The following is a 15,071-nucleotide window of genomic DNA, read 5'->3' on the forward strand; positions in this document are numbered from 1 at the left end:
ATTCACTGTCCAAGTAATCGTGGAATCAGTGTCCAAGTGGCCGTGGAATGAGTGTCCAAGTCAGCGTGGAATCAGTGTCCACGTGTTCGTGGAATGGGTGTCCAAGTGCGCGCGGAATACGCAATCACCAATGTAAAAATCACCAGCGGACAGTAAGCGGGCGATTTCCCGCCGATGGCCCGTCCGTGCCGATTACGTGATGCCTCAGCGCACCCTCACTACCTTGTTCTTACGACCGATCGATGGCGTTCCCTTGAATGGAGGGCAATGCTGGTGCAGGAGCGCCTCAAAGCGTTGGTAGTCCGAAACCAAAAAGGCGCCGAATACTAGGCGTGCGCCCTTCAATTCAGCGATGTTAGGTAGGCCGATGTTACCGTTCTTGTGGACTTGAACGTGGGCCTTGATTCGGCTCACTGGTGAGATGTCCTTGCCCCAGTAAACGGGGTACCAGTCGGGAAAGCCTGGCACTTGGGCTAGCCCGGTCTTGGGCGCTGCGGGCATGTGGGCCCAGATCCCGTACACGGCAGCAGCGGATTGCTGAATCGGAAACTCGCAGCCAAACTCTATAGCTCCGTACAGGCAGTCGTGAACTTGAAGTCCGTGCTCTGAGGCAAACGATTTCAAAAATTTCGGAACGAGCGCGACTTCCGGCATATGACACCTAATGTTTGGCTAATGGTCGGGCTCTAGCTCGTCTCAGAGAGCGATTTGAACCAGTTTTTATACGTACGGCGCTCATATATTAATCAAGAGGCGGTAGATTTTTATCACACCTTTGAGCGTTCGAATGCGCTAGCACTTTACCCACAGATGTAACAACAAATGCAATAGGTATATTATCCCACCATTCTCTAATAATTTTTAAGTTTGACCGCTTATCCCATTCCTCCAAAAATAAATTTACGTTAGCCTGCCTAATAACTTCATCTTTGGCGTACAGCTCGTACACGAAGTGGATAGCTTGATTCTGTTCTTTAAGAAGGTCTTGCTGAATGGAAATCCAATTTCCGCTCTGAAAAACTTGAATCGTTAACGACAATTCATCAATACCTTCTTTTCCGCGAACGGGAAGTCTAAGATAGCCACTATTAAGGCTATGCTCGACTAATATATTGACTGGTAATTTTTGGGCACTTAGTATATCAATGGCCTTTTTATGATTTTCTGAGTTCTTCTCAATGCCCACATCAACGTAGCCTGGCAATTGCTCGGGATAATACTGCTCTATCTTTTTTAATGTACCGAAGCCATTCAATCGTACTGCATCCAATATATCCAAATGATCAAGCCAGTCCTGCCCGACCGGAAGGCCTCTATATAATAGCTTTCCAAATAAATCATTCAGAACATCCAGCCCTTGATGGATATCCCCGCTTAAGGGAAGGAAGCTGTCCAGCGCATGCCTTAAAGTCAAACCTAGCAGGGCATCATCAGAAATTTTATCTACAATCTCTACTGCAAGGCTAATGCCTGCACGTGCGATTCGATCTTCACCCTTTTGAAATCTATGTATTAATAGTTCAGACAAAAGATCATAGTCTACTGTTCGCTCAGTAGAAGCTGCGGATTTTTGGGCTTCAACTAGAAGTAACTGAAAGCCAGGATCTGCAAATGCCTCCAATGCGCCTTCAACTTGAGCAATTTTAGGGATCAGCTTGTTTTCGAACTCTGCGACTCTATAATTTGCAATTTTGAGAGCTTCTTGGCTATAGTCACTTCTCAATTGCAAATTCATTTCCTGACAAATTTCTCTCGCACGCTTTTCATCAATCCCAACATGCAACACCATTTGCTGAGCTTGAATATTAGTAGAACCGTCTCCGCCTTTTTGGCCTTGGCTATTTATCATCTTTATTGCCGCCCACTTTAAAGCTTCCACCAATTTGAATATTTGTTGAGTTGTCGCCACTTTTTTGGGTCTGCTTGTTTCGCTTGACGGAAACTAACCAGCCAACTAATGCCATTGGTATGGCAATGGCGACTCCGCTAAAGAGCCACTCTTTATTCGTCAATATCCATTCCATATGAATGATCTCTGGCTATGCTGCACATGTATAAATAGACACCAAGAGGTGCGTAATATCTTTTGCTTGCGGCCGTAACGGTTTTAAACAGCACTATCGGTAATGAGACTGGAGTTACGCACCAACCTGAAAAGCACTTTGCCAGCATCTGGCAGGATTGTACATTAGCTTTCAAGTAAGGAGCTAGACAAGGGGACTGCTTTCGTGCCGGATTCACTGGAAGGGTTGCCAGACAAAGGGGGGAGTTTGTTCCAACATTCTTGGAATCCTCTAAATCGCTGCTTCTGGCAGATTGCTGCGCGTAGTCACTGGCAGCTATGGGTCGACACTTTCCGGTCAAGGGCATGCAGCGTGCTGGTCAAACCCAATGCAAACGACTGGTCTGTGTGAGTGCTAACGCGTGGTCAAGTGGAGCTCAACTTCCCAGCCCTACACGCCAACTGACCCAAATGCCCTTTCAGCCTTTGCTCGCTGCAAGCTCAGCGGCCTGGATGCACTCTGTTGCTGCTGCAACGTATTTCTGGTGGTATTCAACAAGCTGTGCAGTGTTGCTGCCAATCAAGCCCTGCCAAGAAAATGCCGCGTTCGACGAGGCATCGCCACAGCTCTTGAACCGCGCAAACATCACCCGATAGCGCTCGCCTTCATCCTCAAGCCTGTTCAGCGCAATTGCCTGATTGCGGATCGCCCTTCCATCCATGGACCCGGATTTTGCCTGGGCATGCCCTTCGTCGACCGTTTTGCTCAAGCGCTGCATAAACTGCATTGCTTCATCTGGAGTGATTTTTGCCGCAGCCTCTTGGGCTTCAGTGTACTTGCGCCCACGCTCAGCGGCCTCGGCGCTTAGAGGTGCATCCGGCGCCAGGTCAATGACTCTGAGTTTGTCTTCGGCATTCGCAGTCAAAGCCAGCCCAAGACAGAAAAACACACCAAAAGTCCGTTTCATCAGTTATCCCTATGCAAATGATGTCCTGATGATATCACGCGACATCCGCTCTCTATGTGAGCTGGCATAGCGGGATTTTTCCCTACAACGGCCTTGCCATTCATCGGATCCATAATTACTGTATATAAATACAGTAATACAGGGAGGACCCCATGGCTATGTCAAAATCACAGACCCAAAACGTACCGAGCTCAGTCGAAATGCTCGGAGCCCGACTTCAGAAAACCATCAATTCACCAGGCGCTCAGAAGAACCGCTCTGCAGTTCTCTATAAGGCCCCCGAAGAGATGCAGGAGGACTGGGATCAAATCATTGAGGCTATCAATGACACGGACGGGGTCCATGTGATTTTTCATGATGATGGCGGTGCAGAGGTCCATTGGGAGGTACCTCAGCAAGATTGAGCAGCTTGAATTAGCAAACGCTATTGCCAATGAATTTAGCTTTTGCTAATTTTGCATCACATCTCTCACCAAGAGTACTTGTGATGCAAACGACACAGCACGATAAACGCTGCCCGGTGTTCATACACCCGGCAGCGACCAACCCCCGCACCATCGAAGCCATCCAGCGCGCTACAGGCTTGGTTGTCATCATCAGCACCAAGCGCCGCGCCGCTCTGACTGCGACCACTACCCCGTGGGGAGGTGACGCAGCATGAAGCAGATCCTGATCGGCCTCACCGGCCACGCACGCACCGGCAAGACCACAGCTGCCAATCACCTGGACAGCCAGCATGGGTTCGAAACCTATGCCTTCGCCACTCCGCTCAAGGAAGGCATCGCCGCAATGTTCGGCCTTAACGCCGAGGACCTTGAAGGGGACGAGAAAGAGCAACTGATCCCTTGGGTGGGACGCTCACCACGGCAGCTGATGCAACTGCTCGGCACCGAGTGGGGTCGCGACATGATCAGCGCAAGCATCTGGGTCGATATCGCCGAACAGAATCTGGATGCGCTGGCCGAGCTGGTGCCCTATGCACCTGGCTTCGTGATCAGCGATGTCCGGTTCGAGAACGAAGCCGACTTCATCCGCAAGCGCGGCGGGCTGGTCGTCCACATGAAGCGCAGCGATGCCCCTGACGTGAATGCGCATGTCAGCGAGCTGGGTGTGGCGGTTCAGCCACAAGACCTGGTGATCGACAACGACGGCGAGCTTGCGGATCTGTTCGGCCAGCTCGATCAACTGGTCATCGCCCAGCAAGCCGCAATCGCCTCCAAAGCCGCCTGAGGTCCGAATGAACAGGAACCTCGACTCAACCGCAGTCGTCCTGGGCCTCGGCCCCAGGGCGCTGCGCCAACAGCTTCGGGCACTGGGGATCTTGACCCAGTCAGGCGATCTGGCGAGCAAACACATCGGCCAGGGATACCTGTACGCCGACCCGCGCAGCCGCTGGAACAACGCGATCCGTACTTACACCCACTACTCCGTCGTGATGGTCACCGAACGCGGTGTGGCCTGGCTGGCAAAGCAGTTGGGTATCTCGATCAGCACGCAGGGCAAGGACGGCACAGCATGAGCGCAGCACCAAACGCAATCACCCAAGCAGTAGGGGCATTGAAGCTGATCCCCATGTACCTCAACCATCCGACCGTCATCAGCCGCGCAACGCTCATCGGAGCCAGCGCCGAGGCTCTGGTCATGCTTGAAGCCCTTCCAGCAGCAGCTACCGAACTGGCAGAGGTCTTTCGCGCAGTCGATGCCGTCGTTCATGAAGGCCAGACCGCGTATGTCACGCCGACCAAGAGCCCAAGCCACCCGTTCGGCGCTGTTATCGCTGACGACCTGGGCCGATTGGTAGCCACGGCAGTGGGCAAATCCAAGGAAGGACTCGCCGAACTGATCCGCATGCAACTGCAAGCCCTGCCCGATTCGGCGGGGACCGGGGAGGCTCGGTCGTGAGCAAAACGCTTGACCTGCTGCGTCAGGAGTTCGCGACTCCTTGCCCAACATTAACCGCAGTTCGCACCCGCTACTTCACGCACATATCCAGCGACCGCTACCTGCTCCGAAAGATTGCTGCAAAGCAGATCGCCCTGAAAGTCACCCGCCTGGGTGGCTCCAGCAAGGGCCAGCCTGTTGTGTACCTGCACGACCTGGCGGACTACCTCGACAGCATCGGCGCAAAAGTCGCGTAACACCGCCACATGGCGGCGACCAACCACTGAGAGACACAGCACATGCAAACAGAACACTTCATCGCCGTGGGCTGCCTGATCTTGGGCTTCTCGCTTCTGACCTTATTTATTCGTCGCGCACTTACCCGTGCATTCTCTGATGGCTACAACCAGGGCAAGGCTGCCGCAGCCGCCGGGCACGACCAAGCCCTTGTCGATCTGGGCGTCGTACTGGGTAGCCACTACTCCGAAAAGACCCAGCAATTTCAGGACGTGATCACTACCAAGAACCAAATCATCTCGCACCTGACCGACCAGCTTCATACGTCCGAGGCCTGTGCCCTTTCCAAAGCAGACCTGAAGGTGCTGACCAATGTAGCCACAACGCTCGACCTGGCGTGCAGAACCTGGGCACCGATTCGCGGCACCGAGCCACATCAGGCCCGAGCCAAGCAGCAGCTCCAGCAGATCAAGGACATCGGCAATCGGGTTCTGGCCGGTCTCAGCAAAGTCCAAGCAGCTCCGACGCAGGAGCTGATCAATGGCTAAGTTTTGCTATATCCCGAAGTCGTTCAATCAGGCCAATGACCTAATGATCCAGCTCATGAACACTCTTATCGGCGAGTATCAGCGCCAAGGCTATGTCCTTACTGCGCGTCAGCTCTATTACCAACTGGTAGCTCGCGACGTCATCGAGAACACGCTGCAGTCCTACAAGCGTATCGCTGGTCTGATCAACGACGCCAAGCTGGCCGGCCTGATTGACTGGGACGCCATCGAAGATCGCACCCGTGAATTCGTAATCGGCAACCACTGGGAACTCGGCAGCGACATCACTGCCGCATGCGCCTCGCAGTTCAAGATGGACATGTGGTCGAACCAAGATTATCGGGTTTTCGTCATCATCGAGAAGGAAGCGCTGGTCGGCGTTCTCTCGCGCCTGTGCCGCACATGGGACGTGCCAATTCTGGCAGCCCGTGGGTACCCCAGCGGCACTGTTCTACGCGAATTCGCAGAGCAGCATGTGATCCCCGCCAGCAATGCCGGGCAGACACCGATTGTGCTGCACCTGGGCGATCATGATCCGTCAGGCATAGACATGACCCGAGATCTAGAGGAGCGCATCGCGCTGTTCTGCAACGAGTCACGGGAACTCACGCCAGTGATGCGTATCGCACTGACCCGCGATCAGATCGACGAGATCAAGCCACCAGAGAACCCAGCGAAGACTACCGACTCGCGCTTCGACTCATACCGCAAGATGCATGGCACGTCGAGCTGGGAACTGGATGCGCTGAACCCGGCCTACCTGAACAACCTAGTCGAGCGCCATCTGCGTGCAGCCATTGATCAGGCCGCATGGGATACACGCCAAGCCGAGGTGGATCGGGTCAAGACCCAGCTTGCCGAACGACACGCCGACCAACTGGAGGTCGAAGCCAATGAGAGCTTCTGAAGAACTTCACGCCGATTACATCCAGTCGACGTATCGCCGCGAGGTCGTTCGCGTCCAGATCGGAGACGTAAGCCACTTCAAAGCAGAACACAAGTACGTGGTCGTGTACCACGACGGCGGCGAGCTGCTATTGAAAACACCGCTGATCGAGGTAGAGCGCATCTATGCAGATCGCGTGGTCAGGGCGCATCGCAACGCCCTTGTAATGCGCGAGCGCTTGCAAAGCTTCCGCAACCCCAACGACCGGCTCGGCATACTGGCAGTTGTGAACCTTTTCGGCCCAGCTCTACTGCCAGTCGACGTTTCACGCAGATACACCGCCAACGTGCGCAAAGCAGTAGAGCAAGTCATTGCCAAACGAACCCAGGCCGGAGAGACAGCATGACCACCACCCCATCAACACTTTGCATCTACCACGGCAACTGCGCGGATGGCTTCGGTGCTGCCTGGGTCATACGCCAACTCTGTCCCGATGCTGAGTTTTACGCCGCTAAGCATGGCGAGCCGGCCCCAGACGCGACTGGAAAGCATGTCGTGATCGTGGACTTTTCCTACCCCCTCGACACCTTGCAGGACATGGCCGCCACCGCCCTATCGGTTTTGGTCCTTGACCACCATAAGACAGCCCAAGACGCTCTGTCTGCCCTGCCACAAGTCACACCGGACAATCTGGAAAAGCACCGACTGGCAGCCGTATTCGATATGGAACGTTCCGGCGCCGGACTGACTTGGGACTACTTCTACCCAGGTCAGCCACGCCCTGCACTCATCAACCACATTGAGGACCGCGACCTCTGGCGATTCAAGCTGGAAGGCACCCGCGAGGTCCTGGCAAACCTGTTCAGCCATCCGCAAGACTTCGGGATCTGGGATGAGCTGATGGCTACGCCGGTCAGCACCCTGCGCTCAGAAGGTGCCGCGATTGAGCGCAGCCGACAGAGAGAACTCACCGATCTGTTGCGCACAACACGGCGCCGCTTGGTGATAGCTGGATTCGATGTACCAGCAGCCAACATACCTTTCACCCAGGCCAGCGACGCCGGCAACATCATGTGCGCAGGCGAACCTTTTGCCGCAATCTATTGGGACACTCCCACAGGCCGGTCATTCTCCCTGCGCAGTACCGACGCAGGCGAAGACGTGTCAGCCATTGCCGAGCAATACGGCGGTGGAGGACATCGCAACGCCGCCGGTTTCAGCGTGCCATACGGGCACGAACTCACACTTCCCTCTGCCTCGACCATTGGAGGGTAGTCATGAGCATCTCCTTTCTGAGCCATGAAGAAGTATGCGAGCTGACCGGCGCACGCACGAAGGCTGGTCAGATTATGAATCTCAAGCAGAACGGCATTCGTCATACGATAAAACTGAGTGGCTGGCCATGCGTCACGGCCTCTGCTGTCGTGGGTAACGAACCAGAAGCCAAGGTTGTTGAAAAGGCAGCCTGGCAACCAAGGAAAGCGGGATAGATGCCACGGCCTACCACCACTCCAAGGCTACGCAAACGCAAGCAACGCAGCGGCGCGACCTATTACTATTACGAAACAGGTCAAGACCGCAAAGAGATATGCCTTGGTAGCGATTATGCTCTTGTAATCATGGAGTATGCACGGCTTGAAAAAAGCCGTGCATCTACCGATCTGGCCAATCAAGTGCTGACATTTGAGTATGTCGCCAATCAGTACATGAAGGAGGTTGTGCCGAATAAGGCGCCGACGACACAGAAAGATAATGCAAGGGAGCTCAAACAACTTTTGCTATTTTTCAATGACCCACCAGCCCCTCTTGAATCAATCGAGCCGCATCACGTAGTGCAGTACATTCGGTATAGATCAAAAACCGCAAAAGTACGCGCCAACCGTGAAAAGGCCTTACTGAGTGCGATCTGGAATTTTGCTCGCGAATGTGGCTATACCGCACTTGCCAACCCATGCTCAGGTATCAAGGGCAACAAGGAGAGTGGGCGGAATAATTATATTGAAGACGAGATGTTCATAGCGGTTTACGAGAAAGCAGACCAACCGCTTAAAGATGCGCTCGATCTTTTCTACCTGACCGCTCAGCGAGTTGCGGACACGCTGAAAATGGATGAACGGGATATCCAGAATGGCCAACTGCTTGTGGAGCAGAATAAGACGAAGGCCAAGAGACGAATCGAAATTGTGGGACAACTGAAGGCTGTCATAGAGCGGATCATGGTAAGGAAGGCAGGCTATAAAATTCGATCAACCCGATTGGTCCTCATGGAAAATGGCCAACCTATGACAGTCAGCATGTTGCGGGGGCGGTTTGATGCAGCAAGGGTAGCTGCCGGGATTGAGAAAGGGGATTTCCAGATGAGGGATCTCCGTGCAAAAGCCGCGACGGACAAGGAAGAATCCACGGGTAGTATTCGGGCAGCACGTGACCAATTGGGGCATACAACAATAGGAATGACGGAGCAGTACATTCGTCGCCGAAAAGGGCTTAAGGTAATGCCTACAAAGTGATATTCCCCCTCGAAAAATGCTTCGCTACGATTTTTGCCCCCTTGAAAATCAAGGGCTGCAAGGGAGGTAAAAAGACCGCCTAGCGAAGCAGAAGAAACCGTAAGCAATTGAATTTAAACAGAAATCTTATGGACTTAAAATCCCTCGTTCTTTGGACGTGCCGGTTCGACCCCGGCTCGGGGCACTACAGAAAAATCAAAGGCTTGCGGTGATTTTCCTCACGTGAGCCAGCCAGCTGAATTGCCGCAATTCTCAAATCTTGCCGCAATTGCTCATCCCTCCCCCGGCGTTCTGCCAAAGCCTTCCACGCTCAGTCAACAACCTTGAATAACCGAAATAGCGACAGAACCTTCACAGGGTTTTCACATGCCAAGGCCTACTCTTACCCCGAATCCAAGTGTGTTACCTTCAGCCCGCTCCCCCATCGCGGGCTTTTCTTTGCCCGAAGATAAACACCGCACCCATGTGTTCAAGCGCTGTCACACGACGACGCCCAGTCTTTGCGGGTAAACACCTGCCCATGCTCGCGCAGCCTTATGACCTCGTCCAAATCCAGCCTCGCAATCAGCCACTGACTGCTCGTCGGACATAGCGACCCGCTCTCGGCGATCACGCCATTGGCCGGCATTCCATAGTCGGGAGGCACATACAACGCGGCACGGCCGAAATTCTCATCCAGCGACGGCGACCATGGCGCCAACCCGACGGTGGGCGATTGCAGCACCGCGATCTGGTTTTCCAGCGCCCGCGCCTGGGCGCCAATGCGCACGCGGTAAAAACCGGCTTCAGTGTCGGTGCAGCTCGGGGCCAGAATCAAATCTGCGCCGCTTTCGGCCAAATGCCGCGCCAGTAATGGAAACTCATTGTCGTAGCAAATCAGAATGCCCAGTTTCCCCAGCTCGGTGTCGAACACCCGCAAGCCACTGCCGGCGGCGATGTTCCATTGCTCACGCTCGAAGCGGGTCATGGTCAGTTTGTCCTGGCTGCCCAGGCAACCCTGCGGGCCGAACAGCCAGGCGCGATTACGGTACTGGCCGTCGTCGTCCAGCACGGCCACGCTGCCGGGTTGCAGGTAAATCTTCAGGCATCTGGCCAGGTCGTCACAGAGTTGCAGCCAACGCGGCAGCAACGGCTGGATGCCTACAATCGAGGCATGCAGGTCGCTGCGTGCGGCGGCCGGCAACTGGCCCGTCAGCACCAGACCTGCGTATTCAGGCAACAGCAGCAATTGTGCGCCCTGCCTGGCCGCTCGCTCGCACAGCTCGGTAAGGTGGGTAGCGTAAGCCTCCCAGGTTTCCAGCAGGTCGATGTGGTACTGACAGGCGGCGACCGTGATCATCAGACAAGCTCCTTCAACCAGAACGACATGGGCTTGGCCGACTCTTCGGTTTCGTCCAGGTCGCGCCAGTGATACTCGGTGTGCAGTTCAGGGTGATGGCGATACCCGCGTCGCGCCCAGAAGGTGTCCAGCGGCTGGTAACCGGCAGGGCGACGCGGGTGATCGAGCGGACGCTGTACGGCACAAAAGGCGCACCAGTCGAACCGACCCAGGCGCCGGGCATGGGCTTCGCGCTCTTCGAAAAAACGCACGCCCAGACCACGGCCGCGCCAGGCCGGCAAGACGATGGACTCGGCGCAATAGAACACCCGTTGCGTATTTCGTCCGGCCTCGACAAAGGGTCGCTGAAACGCTTCGGTCTCATCGGCCAGCGGCAACCCAGTACTGGCACCGATCACCTCTCCTTCTTCATCGCGCACCAGCACGCACAGGCTGTCGGCGCTGCGCAGGTAGGTCGACAGGTAGTGGGCTTCATAGGCCAGAGTGCCATCGTACAGATAGGGAAACTCGCGAAACACCGTGATGCGCAGATGCGCCAGTGGTTCGATAAAGGGCTCGATCTGTGCGCCCTTGAGCAATTGAATGTGCATTAATACGTTCGCCACCAAATAAGTGACGCTGACGGATATGCCAGCTGCCGGCGCAAAACTTATCATGCACGCCACCCACACAGGAATCGCCCATGACCACCACCGAACTGATCCAGGCTTATTACGCTGCCTTCAACGCCGGCGACATGCCGGCTTTTCTCGACCTGCTCGCCGAGGACGTGGTGCACGACATCAATCAGGGCGAACGCCAGACCGGCAAGGCTACCTTCGCCGCGTTCATGAACAAGATGAACCGCTGCTACCGCGAGCGCCTGAGCGATATCGTGGTCATGCAAACCGCCGATGGCCTGCGTGCAGCCGCCGAGTTTGTCGTGCATGGCGAGTACCTGGCCGACGACGAAGGCCTGCCGCCCGCCAATGGGCAAACCTATGTACTGCCGGCCGGCGCATTTTTCTATGTGATCAACGGCAAGATTGCGCGCATCAGCAACTACTACAACCTCAACGACTGGATCGAGCAGGTGGCCTGAACGCAGAAACGCAGCGCTGGCAATCGCGTACACTGCGCTTTTGCCAGCGAGACTTTTCAGCATGGACCTGCTGTTTCTCGGGACCTCTTCCGGAGCCCCGACCAAAACCCGCAACGTCAGCGCCACCGCCGTCATCGAGACGTCCGGCAAGGCCTGGTACCTGATCGATTGTGGCGAAGGCACCCAACATCAGTTGTTGCACAGCCCGCTGTCGATTCGCGACCTGCGCGCCATCTTCATTACGCATGTGCATGGCGATCATTGCTTCGGCTTGCCCGGCCTGCTGGCCAGTGCCGGGATGTCCGGGCGCAGCGAACCGCTGGAGCTGATCCTGCCAGCCGCGCTGCATGCCTGGGTGCTGCAAAGCCTGGCTGTCAGCCAGTCACACCTGCCCTTCGAACTGCATCTGCACACGCTGGAAACCCTCGGCACCTGGAGCAGCGAGGCGATGCAGGTCAGCACGGTCGAGCTGTCTCATCGTGTACCCAGCTACGGTTATGTATTTACCGAGAGCACCCCCGAGCCACGTCTGGATACCGAGCGGCTGCAGACCGATGGCATTCCTCGGGGGCCGTTGTGGGGTGAACTGGTGAAGGGACGCAGTGTTGAGCACAACGGGCAACTGATAGACGCCAGCCACTACCTTCGCCCGGCTCAACCTGGCCGCAGGATTATTGTCTGCGGCGACAATGATCAGCCTGGGTTGTTGGCCGATGTCGCCAGGGGCGCGGATGTGCTGGTGCATGAGGCGACCTTCACGGAACCTGTGATCGCAAAATCCCAGACGACTTACGGGCACAGTACAGCGGCGGCGGTGGCACAGTTCGCCGAGGCAGCGGGGGTGCCCAACCTGGTATTGATGCATTTCAGCGCGCGCTTTCAGGACAACCCGCAGCGCAGCCCGAGTATCGACGATGTGCGCGCAGAAGCCGCAGCGCGGTATAACGGGCGATTGGTTCTGGCGCAGGATCTGCAGCGCTATCACTTGTCGAAGGACGGTGCTTTGGTGTTGGTGGACAAGGAGGCAAATCCATGACCGCTCAACGCTTTCGCTCCTTGATTTGCGGCTGTCTTTTTACGCCGTTATGCATGGCAAGTCCCGTGCAGATCGATCCTCGTGGCGAAAGCCTTTATCAACAGGCTTTGCCGTACTTGCAACAAGCGGACAAAAAGCTTGAAGCGATATCGGTTACCCCATCGGCAAGCGATGAAGAAAAACGCCATGCTCAAGCCTTGGCCGCTGAAGCGGGCGTACAGCTCAAGCCGGCCATCGCTTTGCTTGAACAGGCCGCCTCGCTTGATCATCCGGTCGCCCAGCATCGTCTCGGGCTGATCTATGTAATGTTCGATAGCAACGAGGCGCTGAATGAAAAGGCGTGCCGGCTATTTGAAAAAAGCCTTGTTCAAGGCTTTGCACCACCGGCGCTGTTGATTTCATCCATGTGCCACACGATTACTCGCACACCCCGTTATCAAGCCGCATTGCTGGCCATAGAGAGCAGCATGCCGGCCTATGAAAAATACTTCCCGCAGCCCGTTCTGATGCTTGGGTGCAAGCATGAAGAGCCACCGGGCTTTGGCATGCAGTGGGGTAGCAGCCGTGATTATCAGGCGGAAATCTACCGGCTGCTGGGCGACAGTAATCGCAAGCAGCGCCTGACGTATTACCAAAAGGCACTTGATATCAATGACTGCTACAAAGTCAAAATAAGCATGAGTGCTTATAAGTAATGTCTGCCGGCCCAGTGGCCACGCGCTTTCAACGCCGCACATACAAATACCAGCGCGCGCTGAAAAACCGGGTGGCAATCGGCACAAGGCAATTGATCAAGCGCAGCCCAGAAAAAATTGAAGCAATGGCCATGATCATCCAGCGTCTGATGGGACCAGTGTTCAGGCAACGGTCCCTCTACCTGACACAGGTGAAACGACCAGACTTGTCCGCAATGGCCGGCATCCCACCACCCCAGGTCGTCCTTGATCGTGGCCACGCTGATGCCCGCCTCTTCCATTAACTCGCGCAATGCCGCCTCACCCGGCGTTTCACCCGGTTCAATGGTGCCCTTCACCAACTGCACCCCTGCCAGCGGATGACGGAACAACAGAATCCCGGCAGGCAACGTGGGTGACAGAACGACGGCGCAGGCCTTGTCAGGGTGCATGACGATTTCCTTATCAGCGAACACAGCGGGCCATCATACGCATTCAGGAAAAGTGTCTGTACTTGATCTTCAGTGCCCCCCCCCCTACCCTGCCGATTGCAACCGTAACGCGCTTCGGCGCGACAAGCCTGCTTGCAGGGCAAACGCACAGATCACGGTCGCCGGCGCAGAAAAACTGCTCAGCGTGCCGGCCGCCAACATCAAGGCAAGGCCCAAGGCGGTGGCGCCGAACCAGGCGGTCAGGCCTACCGGATTGAAGGCTGCGGCCTGTTCGAACGCCGCCACGTCATTGCGCCCGTACAGAATTTGCGCCAAAGCCACGCCGACCCACGCCACCACGAATATGCCCTGATAGGCCAGGGCCTTGAGCAGGTAGGCAAACACATCCGCCAGCATCAGGCCGTAAACGATCACGCCCACCGCCAGTGCCCACATCAGGTACGAACCACGCAGGCCAAAACGGCCGAAGAACGCCTGCATGTTCAAGGTTGCCAGGTAGTAGTTGGCGGTGTTGATGCGGGTTTGCGTGGCCCAGACAAACAACAATCCCCATAGCCCCATCAGTTGCAGAATCGCCATGACCACAGAAACTTCGCTCAACGCCCCTTCGTGGGGAATGCTGCTGACCAGATAGATGCCGGCGGCGCCGTTGAGCAGGAACGTGACGGCATAGAACGGCATGCCAAAGTTCCAGCGCCCGTGATACCCGGCGTCCTCAGGCTTGCCAAAACGTGCGTAGTCAAAGGTGAACAGCATCAATATCCAGACGCCCATGTAGGCCACGAAGCAATCCCACCAGCCAAAGGCACTGGGCGCCGCCGGGCCGAAATCCAGCCATTGTGGCTGATAGCCATAACGACTGATCGAGAGCCCCACCGCCGCCAGCAAACCGCCCAGATACACCGGCAGCAGCACGCCATTGAGTTTGTCCAGCCAGTGCTGAACGCTACCCAGTATCATCGGCACGCTGTAGAGCACCACCGCCAGTGCGGCCAGCGGATAGAGCAGTTGCGGGTACAGATGATTAAGCGCCACAGCGATGACCGATCCTTCGAACACCGCGTAGTAGATCGCCGTGGAAAAAAAGATCAAGGTCGCCAGGCTCGCCCCGGTACTGCCGAACAGCAGCCGCGAAAACAGTGCCACCGACAAGCCGCTGCGAATCGCGAAACGGCTGAGCACGCCGTTGACCAGCCCATAGCTGATCACCGACAGGACCATGCCGATCAGTGCGTTGCGCGCGCCATACGACAGCGCCAATGAAGCGCCCACCACGATGTAGAACATCGCACTGCACACCGCCCACCACGCCATCGTCAGCGACAGCCGCCCCATGCGGGCAGACTCGGGTACCGGGTGATGCGCCGGGTCTTGCCCGGTTTGACTCGATTGCGATAAAGCAGCCATATGCGTGAACTCCAGAACCAGTCAAAGGTTGAAGCGCGGGCAGCCGTCAC

General features: G+C 55.9%; 23 protein-coding genes. 15 read left to right on the top strand and 8 right to left on the bottom strand.

The genetic code is table 11. The features are described 5' to 3' along the window. Positions 1 to 204: 204 nt before the first annotated feature. The 4 genes from ACYP2A_RS06685 to ACYP2A_RS06700 all read right to left on the bottom strand — a co-directional run bounded on the left by ACYP2A_RS06685 (position 205) and on the right by ACYP2A_RS06700 (position 2,970). On the bottom strand, positions 205 to 654 hold the full coding sequence (locus ACYP2A_RS06685; protein ID WP_459743852.1) for a hypothetical protein: 450 nt from the start codon (positions 652 to 654) through the stop codon (positions 205 to 207). Positions 655 to 742: 88 nt separating this feature from the next. Continuing rightward, a complete protein-coding gene (locus ACYP2A_RS06690; RefSeq protein ID WP_459743854.1) occupies positions 743 to 1,849 on the bottom strand; it encodes an LPO_1073/Vpar_1526 family protein in 1,107 nt (368 codons plus the stop codon). Next, positions 1,839 to 2,012 (bottom strand): hypothetical protein, encoded by a 174-nt coding sequence (locus tag ACYP2A_RS06695; RefSeq protein ID WP_459743856.1) that lies wholly within the window; start codon positions 2,010 to 2,012, stop codon positions 1,839 to 1,841. The genes ACYP2A_RS06690 and ACYP2A_RS06695 overlap by 11 nt, the downstream gene beginning before the upstream one ends. A gap of 469 nt (positions 2,013 to 2,481) precedes the next feature. After that, positions 2,482 to 2,970: a hypothetical protein gene (locus ACYP2A_RS06700; protein WP_459743858.1), complete on the bottom strand. Its 489-nt coding sequence runs from the start codon at positions 2,968 to 2,970 to the stop codon at positions 2,482 to 2,484. 152 nt (positions 2,971 to 3,122) lie between these two features. Here ACYP2A_RS06700 and ACYP2A_RS06705 point away from each other — a divergent pair, with 152 nt between their 5' ends. The 12 genes from ACYP2A_RS06705 (at position 3,123) to ACYP2A_RS06760 (ending at position 9,032) form a co-directional block, all read left to right on the top strand. Further along, on the top strand, positions 3,123 to 3,374 hold the full coding sequence (locus tag ACYP2A_RS06705; protein WP_459743859.1) for a DUF1654 domain-containing protein: 252 nt from the start codon (positions 3,123 to 3,125) through the stop codon (positions 3,372 to 3,374). A gap of 83 nt (positions 3,375 to 3,457) precedes the next feature. Beyond that, on the top strand, positions 3,458 to 3,631 hold the full coding sequence (locus tag ACYP2A_RS06710) for a hypothetical protein (protein ID WP_459743860.1): 174 nt from the start codon (positions 3,458 to 3,460) through the stop codon (positions 3,629 to 3,631). Beyond that, positions 3,628 to 4,200, top strand: a complete 573-nt coding sequence (locus ACYP2A_RS06715) for a deoxynucleotide monophosphate kinase family protein (RefSeq protein ID WP_459743862.1) — start codon at positions 3,628 to 3,630, stop codon at positions 4,198 to 4,200. Before ACYP2A_RS06710 ends, ACYP2A_RS06715 begins: the two co-directional genes overlap by 4 nt. A gap of 7 nt (positions 4,201 to 4,207) precedes the next feature. Continuing rightward, positions 4,208 to 4,489, top strand: coding sequence for a hypothetical protein (locus tag ACYP2A_RS06720; protein WP_459743863.1), 282 nt, complete (start codon positions 4,208 to 4,210; stop codon positions 4,487 to 4,489). After that, entirely contained in the window at positions 4,486 to 4,872 is a 387-nt protein-coding gene (locus ACYP2A_RS06725) for a hypothetical protein (RefSeq protein ID WP_459743864.1), read from the top strand. The genes ACYP2A_RS06720 and ACYP2A_RS06725 overlap by 4 nt, the downstream gene beginning before the upstream one ends. After that, positions 4,869 to 5,108 (top strand): pyocin activator PrtN family protein, encoded by a 240-nt coding sequence (locus ACYP2A_RS06730; RefSeq protein WP_459743866.1) that lies wholly within the window; start codon positions 4,869 to 4,871, stop codon positions 5,106 to 5,108. Before ACYP2A_RS06725 ends, ACYP2A_RS06730 begins: the two co-directional genes overlap by 4 nt. Positions 5,109 to 5,150: 42 nt before the next feature. After that, positions 5,151 to 5,636, top strand: a complete 486-nt coding sequence (locus ACYP2A_RS06735; protein WP_459743867.1) for a hypothetical protein — start codon at positions 5,151 to 5,153, stop codon at positions 5,634 to 5,636. Further along, entirely contained in the window at positions 5,629 to 6,543 is a 915-nt protein-coding gene (locus ACYP2A_RS06740; RefSeq protein ID WP_459743869.1) for a hypothetical protein, read from the top strand. The genes ACYP2A_RS06735 and ACYP2A_RS06740 overlap by 8 nt, the downstream gene beginning before the upstream one ends. Further along, positions 6,530 to 6,928: a LytTR family transcriptional regulator DNA-binding domain-containing protein gene (locus tag ACYP2A_RS06745; RefSeq protein ID WP_459743871.1), complete on the top strand. Its 399-nt coding sequence runs from the start codon at positions 6,530 to 6,532 to the stop codon at positions 6,926 to 6,928. The genes ACYP2A_RS06740 and ACYP2A_RS06745 overlap by 14 nt, the downstream gene beginning before the upstream one ends. Further along, positions 6,925 to 7,797: a DHH family phosphoesterase gene (locus ACYP2A_RS06750; RefSeq protein WP_459743872.1), complete on the top strand. Its 873-nt coding sequence runs from the start codon at positions 6,925 to 6,927 to the stop codon at positions 7,795 to 7,797. The genes ACYP2A_RS06745 and ACYP2A_RS06750 overlap by 4 nt, the downstream gene beginning before the upstream one ends. A 2-nt stretch (positions 7,798 to 7,799) precedes the next feature. Next, a complete protein-coding gene (locus ACYP2A_RS06755) occupies positions 7,800 to 8,012 on the top strand; it encodes a DUF4224 domain-containing protein (protein WP_459743873.1) in 213 nt (70 codons plus the stop codon). Continuing rightward, entirely contained in the window at positions 8,013 to 9,032 is a 1,020-nt protein-coding gene (locus ACYP2A_RS06760) for a site-specific integrase (RefSeq protein ID WP_459743875.1), read from the top strand. A 469-nt stretch (positions 9,033 to 9,501) separates the two neighbouring features. Here ACYP2A_RS06760 and ACYP2A_RS06765 read toward each other — a convergent pair whose 3' ends face one another. Both ACYP2A_RS06765 and ACYP2A_RS06770 read right to left on the bottom strand, forming a co-directional pair. Beyond that, entirely contained in the window at positions 9,502 to 10,371 is an 870-nt protein-coding gene (locus ACYP2A_RS06765; protein WP_459743876.1) for a carbon-nitrogen hydrolase family protein, read from the bottom strand. Beyond that, complete coding sequence (locus ACYP2A_RS06770; protein WP_459743878.1) at positions 10,371 to 10,961, bottom strand: GNAT family N-acetyltransferase; 591 nt, start codon at positions 10,959 to 10,961, stop codon at positions 10,371 to 10,373. Before ACYP2A_RS06770 ends, ACYP2A_RS06765 begins: the two co-directional genes overlap by 1 nt. A gap of 92 nt (positions 10,962 to 11,053) precedes the next feature. Between ACYP2A_RS06770 and ACYP2A_RS06775 the strand changes: the two genes are divergently transcribed. From ACYP2A_RS06775 to ACYP2A_RS06785, 3 genes are all read left to right on the top strand, one after another. Then, complete coding sequence (locus tag ACYP2A_RS06775; RefSeq protein ID WP_459743879.1) at positions 11,054 to 11,452, top strand: nuclear transport factor 2 family protein; 399 nt, start codon at positions 11,054 to 11,056, stop codon at positions 11,450 to 11,452. 61 nt (positions 11,453 to 11,513) lie between these two features. Then, positions 11,514 to 12,488, top strand: a complete 975-nt coding sequence (locus tag ACYP2A_RS06780; protein ID WP_459743880.1) for a ribonuclease Z — start codon at positions 11,514 to 11,516, stop codon at positions 12,486 to 12,488. Further along, positions 12,485 to 13,183, top strand: a complete 699-nt coding sequence (locus ACYP2A_RS06785; RefSeq protein ID WP_459743881.1) for a hypothetical protein — start codon at positions 12,485 to 12,487, stop codon at positions 13,181 to 13,183. Before ACYP2A_RS06780 ends, ACYP2A_RS06785 begins: the two co-directional genes overlap by 4 nt. Here ACYP2A_RS06785 and ACYP2A_RS06790 read toward each other — a convergent pair. Together ACYP2A_RS06790 and ACYP2A_RS06795 are read right to left on the bottom strand one after the other, a co-directional pair. Next, the gene (locus ACYP2A_RS06790) at positions 13,174 to 13,614 is read right to left on the bottom strand and encodes an NUDIX hydrolase (protein ID WP_459743883.1); all 441 of its coding nucleotides are present in this window, start codon (positions 13,612 to 13,614) and stop codon (positions 13,174 to 13,176) included. The genes ACYP2A_RS06785 and ACYP2A_RS06790 overlap by 10 nt on opposite strands. An 84-nt stretch (positions 13,615 to 13,698) precedes the next feature. Then, complete coding sequence (locus tag ACYP2A_RS06795) at positions 13,699 to 15,021, bottom strand: purine-cytosine permease family protein (RefSeq protein WP_459743884.1); 1,323 nt, start codon at positions 15,019 to 15,021, stop codon at positions 13,699 to 13,701. Positions 15,022 to 15,071 lie beyond the last annotated feature (50 nt).

The organism is Pseudomonas sp. 3A(2025), from assembly GCF_054589175.1.

Coding starts and splice junctions, on each gene's coding strand:
- ACYP2A_RS06710 (WP_459743860.1), top strand. CDS start 3,458: ATGCAAACGACACAGCACGATAAACGCTGCCCGGTGTTCATACACCCG.
- ACYP2A_RS06700 (WP_459743858.1), bottom strand. CDS start 2,970: ATGAAACGGACTTTTGGTGTGTTTTTCTGTCTTGGGCTGGCTTTGACT.
- ACYP2A_RS06790 (WP_459743883.1), bottom strand. CDS start 13,614: ATGCACCCTGACAAGGCCTGCGCCGTCGTTCTGTCACCCACGTTGCCT.
- ACYP2A_RS06765 (WP_459743876.1), bottom strand. CDS start 10,371: ATGATCACGGTCGCCGCCTGTCAGTACCACATCGACCTGCTGGAAACC.
- ACYP2A_RS06740 (WP_459743869.1), top strand. CDS start 5,629: ATGGCTAAGTTTTGCTATATCCCGAAGTCGTTCAATCAGGCCAATGAC.
- ACYP2A_RS06715 (WP_459743862.1), top strand. CDS start 3,628: ATGAAGCAGATCCTGATCGGCCTCACCGGCCACGCACGCACCGGCAAG.
- ACYP2A_RS06760 (WP_459743875.1), top strand. CDS start 8,013: ATGCCACGGCCTACCACCACTCCAAGGCTACGCAAACGCAAGCAACGC.
- ACYP2A_RS06685 (WP_459743852.1), bottom strand. CDS start 654: ATGCCGGAAGTCGCGCTCGTTCCGAAATTTTTGAAATCGTTTGCCTCA.
- ACYP2A_RS06780 (WP_459743880.1), top strand. CDS start 11,514: ATGGACCTGCTGTTTCTCGGGACCTCTTCCGGAGCCCCGACCAAAACC.
- ACYP2A_RS06745 (WP_459743871.1), top strand. CDS start 6,530: ATGAGAGCTTCTGAAGAACTTCACGCCGATTACATCCAGTCGACGTAT.
- ACYP2A_RS06795 (WP_459743884.1), bottom strand. CDS start 15,021: ATGGCTGCTTTATCGCAATCGAGTCAAACCGGGCAAGACCCGGCGCAT.
- ACYP2A_RS06755 (WP_459743873.1), top strand. CDS start 7,800: ATGAGCATCTCCTTTCTGAGCCATGAAGAAGTATGCGAGCTGACCGGC.
- ACYP2A_RS06785 (WP_459743881.1), top strand. CDS start 12,485: ATGACCGCTCAACGCTTTCGCTCCTTGATTTGCGGCTGTCTTTTTACG.
- ACYP2A_RS06775 (WP_459743879.1), top strand. CDS start 11,054: ATGACCACCACCGAACTGATCCAGGCTTATTACGCTGCCTTCAACGCC.
- ACYP2A_RS06720 (WP_459743863.1), top strand. CDS start 4,208: ATGAACAGGAACCTCGACTCAACCGCAGTCGTCCTGGGCCTCGGCCCC.
- ACYP2A_RS06690 (WP_459743854.1), bottom strand. CDS start 1,849: ATGATAAATAGCCAAGGCCAAAAAGGCGGAGACGGTTCTACTAATATT.
- ACYP2A_RS06735 (WP_459743867.1), top strand. CDS start 5,151: ATGCAAACAGAACACTTCATCGCCGTGGGCTGCCTGATCTTGGGCTTC.
- ACYP2A_RS06705 (WP_459743859.1), top strand. CDS start 3,123: ATGGCTATGTCAAAATCACAGACCCAAAACGTACCGAGCTCAGTCGAA.
- ACYP2A_RS06725 (WP_459743864.1), top strand. CDS start 4,486: ATGAGCGCAGCACCAAACGCAATCACCCAAGCAGTAGGGGCATTGAAG.
- ACYP2A_RS06750 (WP_459743872.1), top strand. CDS start 6,925: ATGACCACCACCCCATCAACACTTTGCATCTACCACGGCAACTGCGCG.
- ACYP2A_RS06770 (WP_459743878.1), bottom strand. CDS start 10,961: ATGCACATTCAATTGCTCAAGGGCGCACAGATCGAGCCCTTTATCGAA.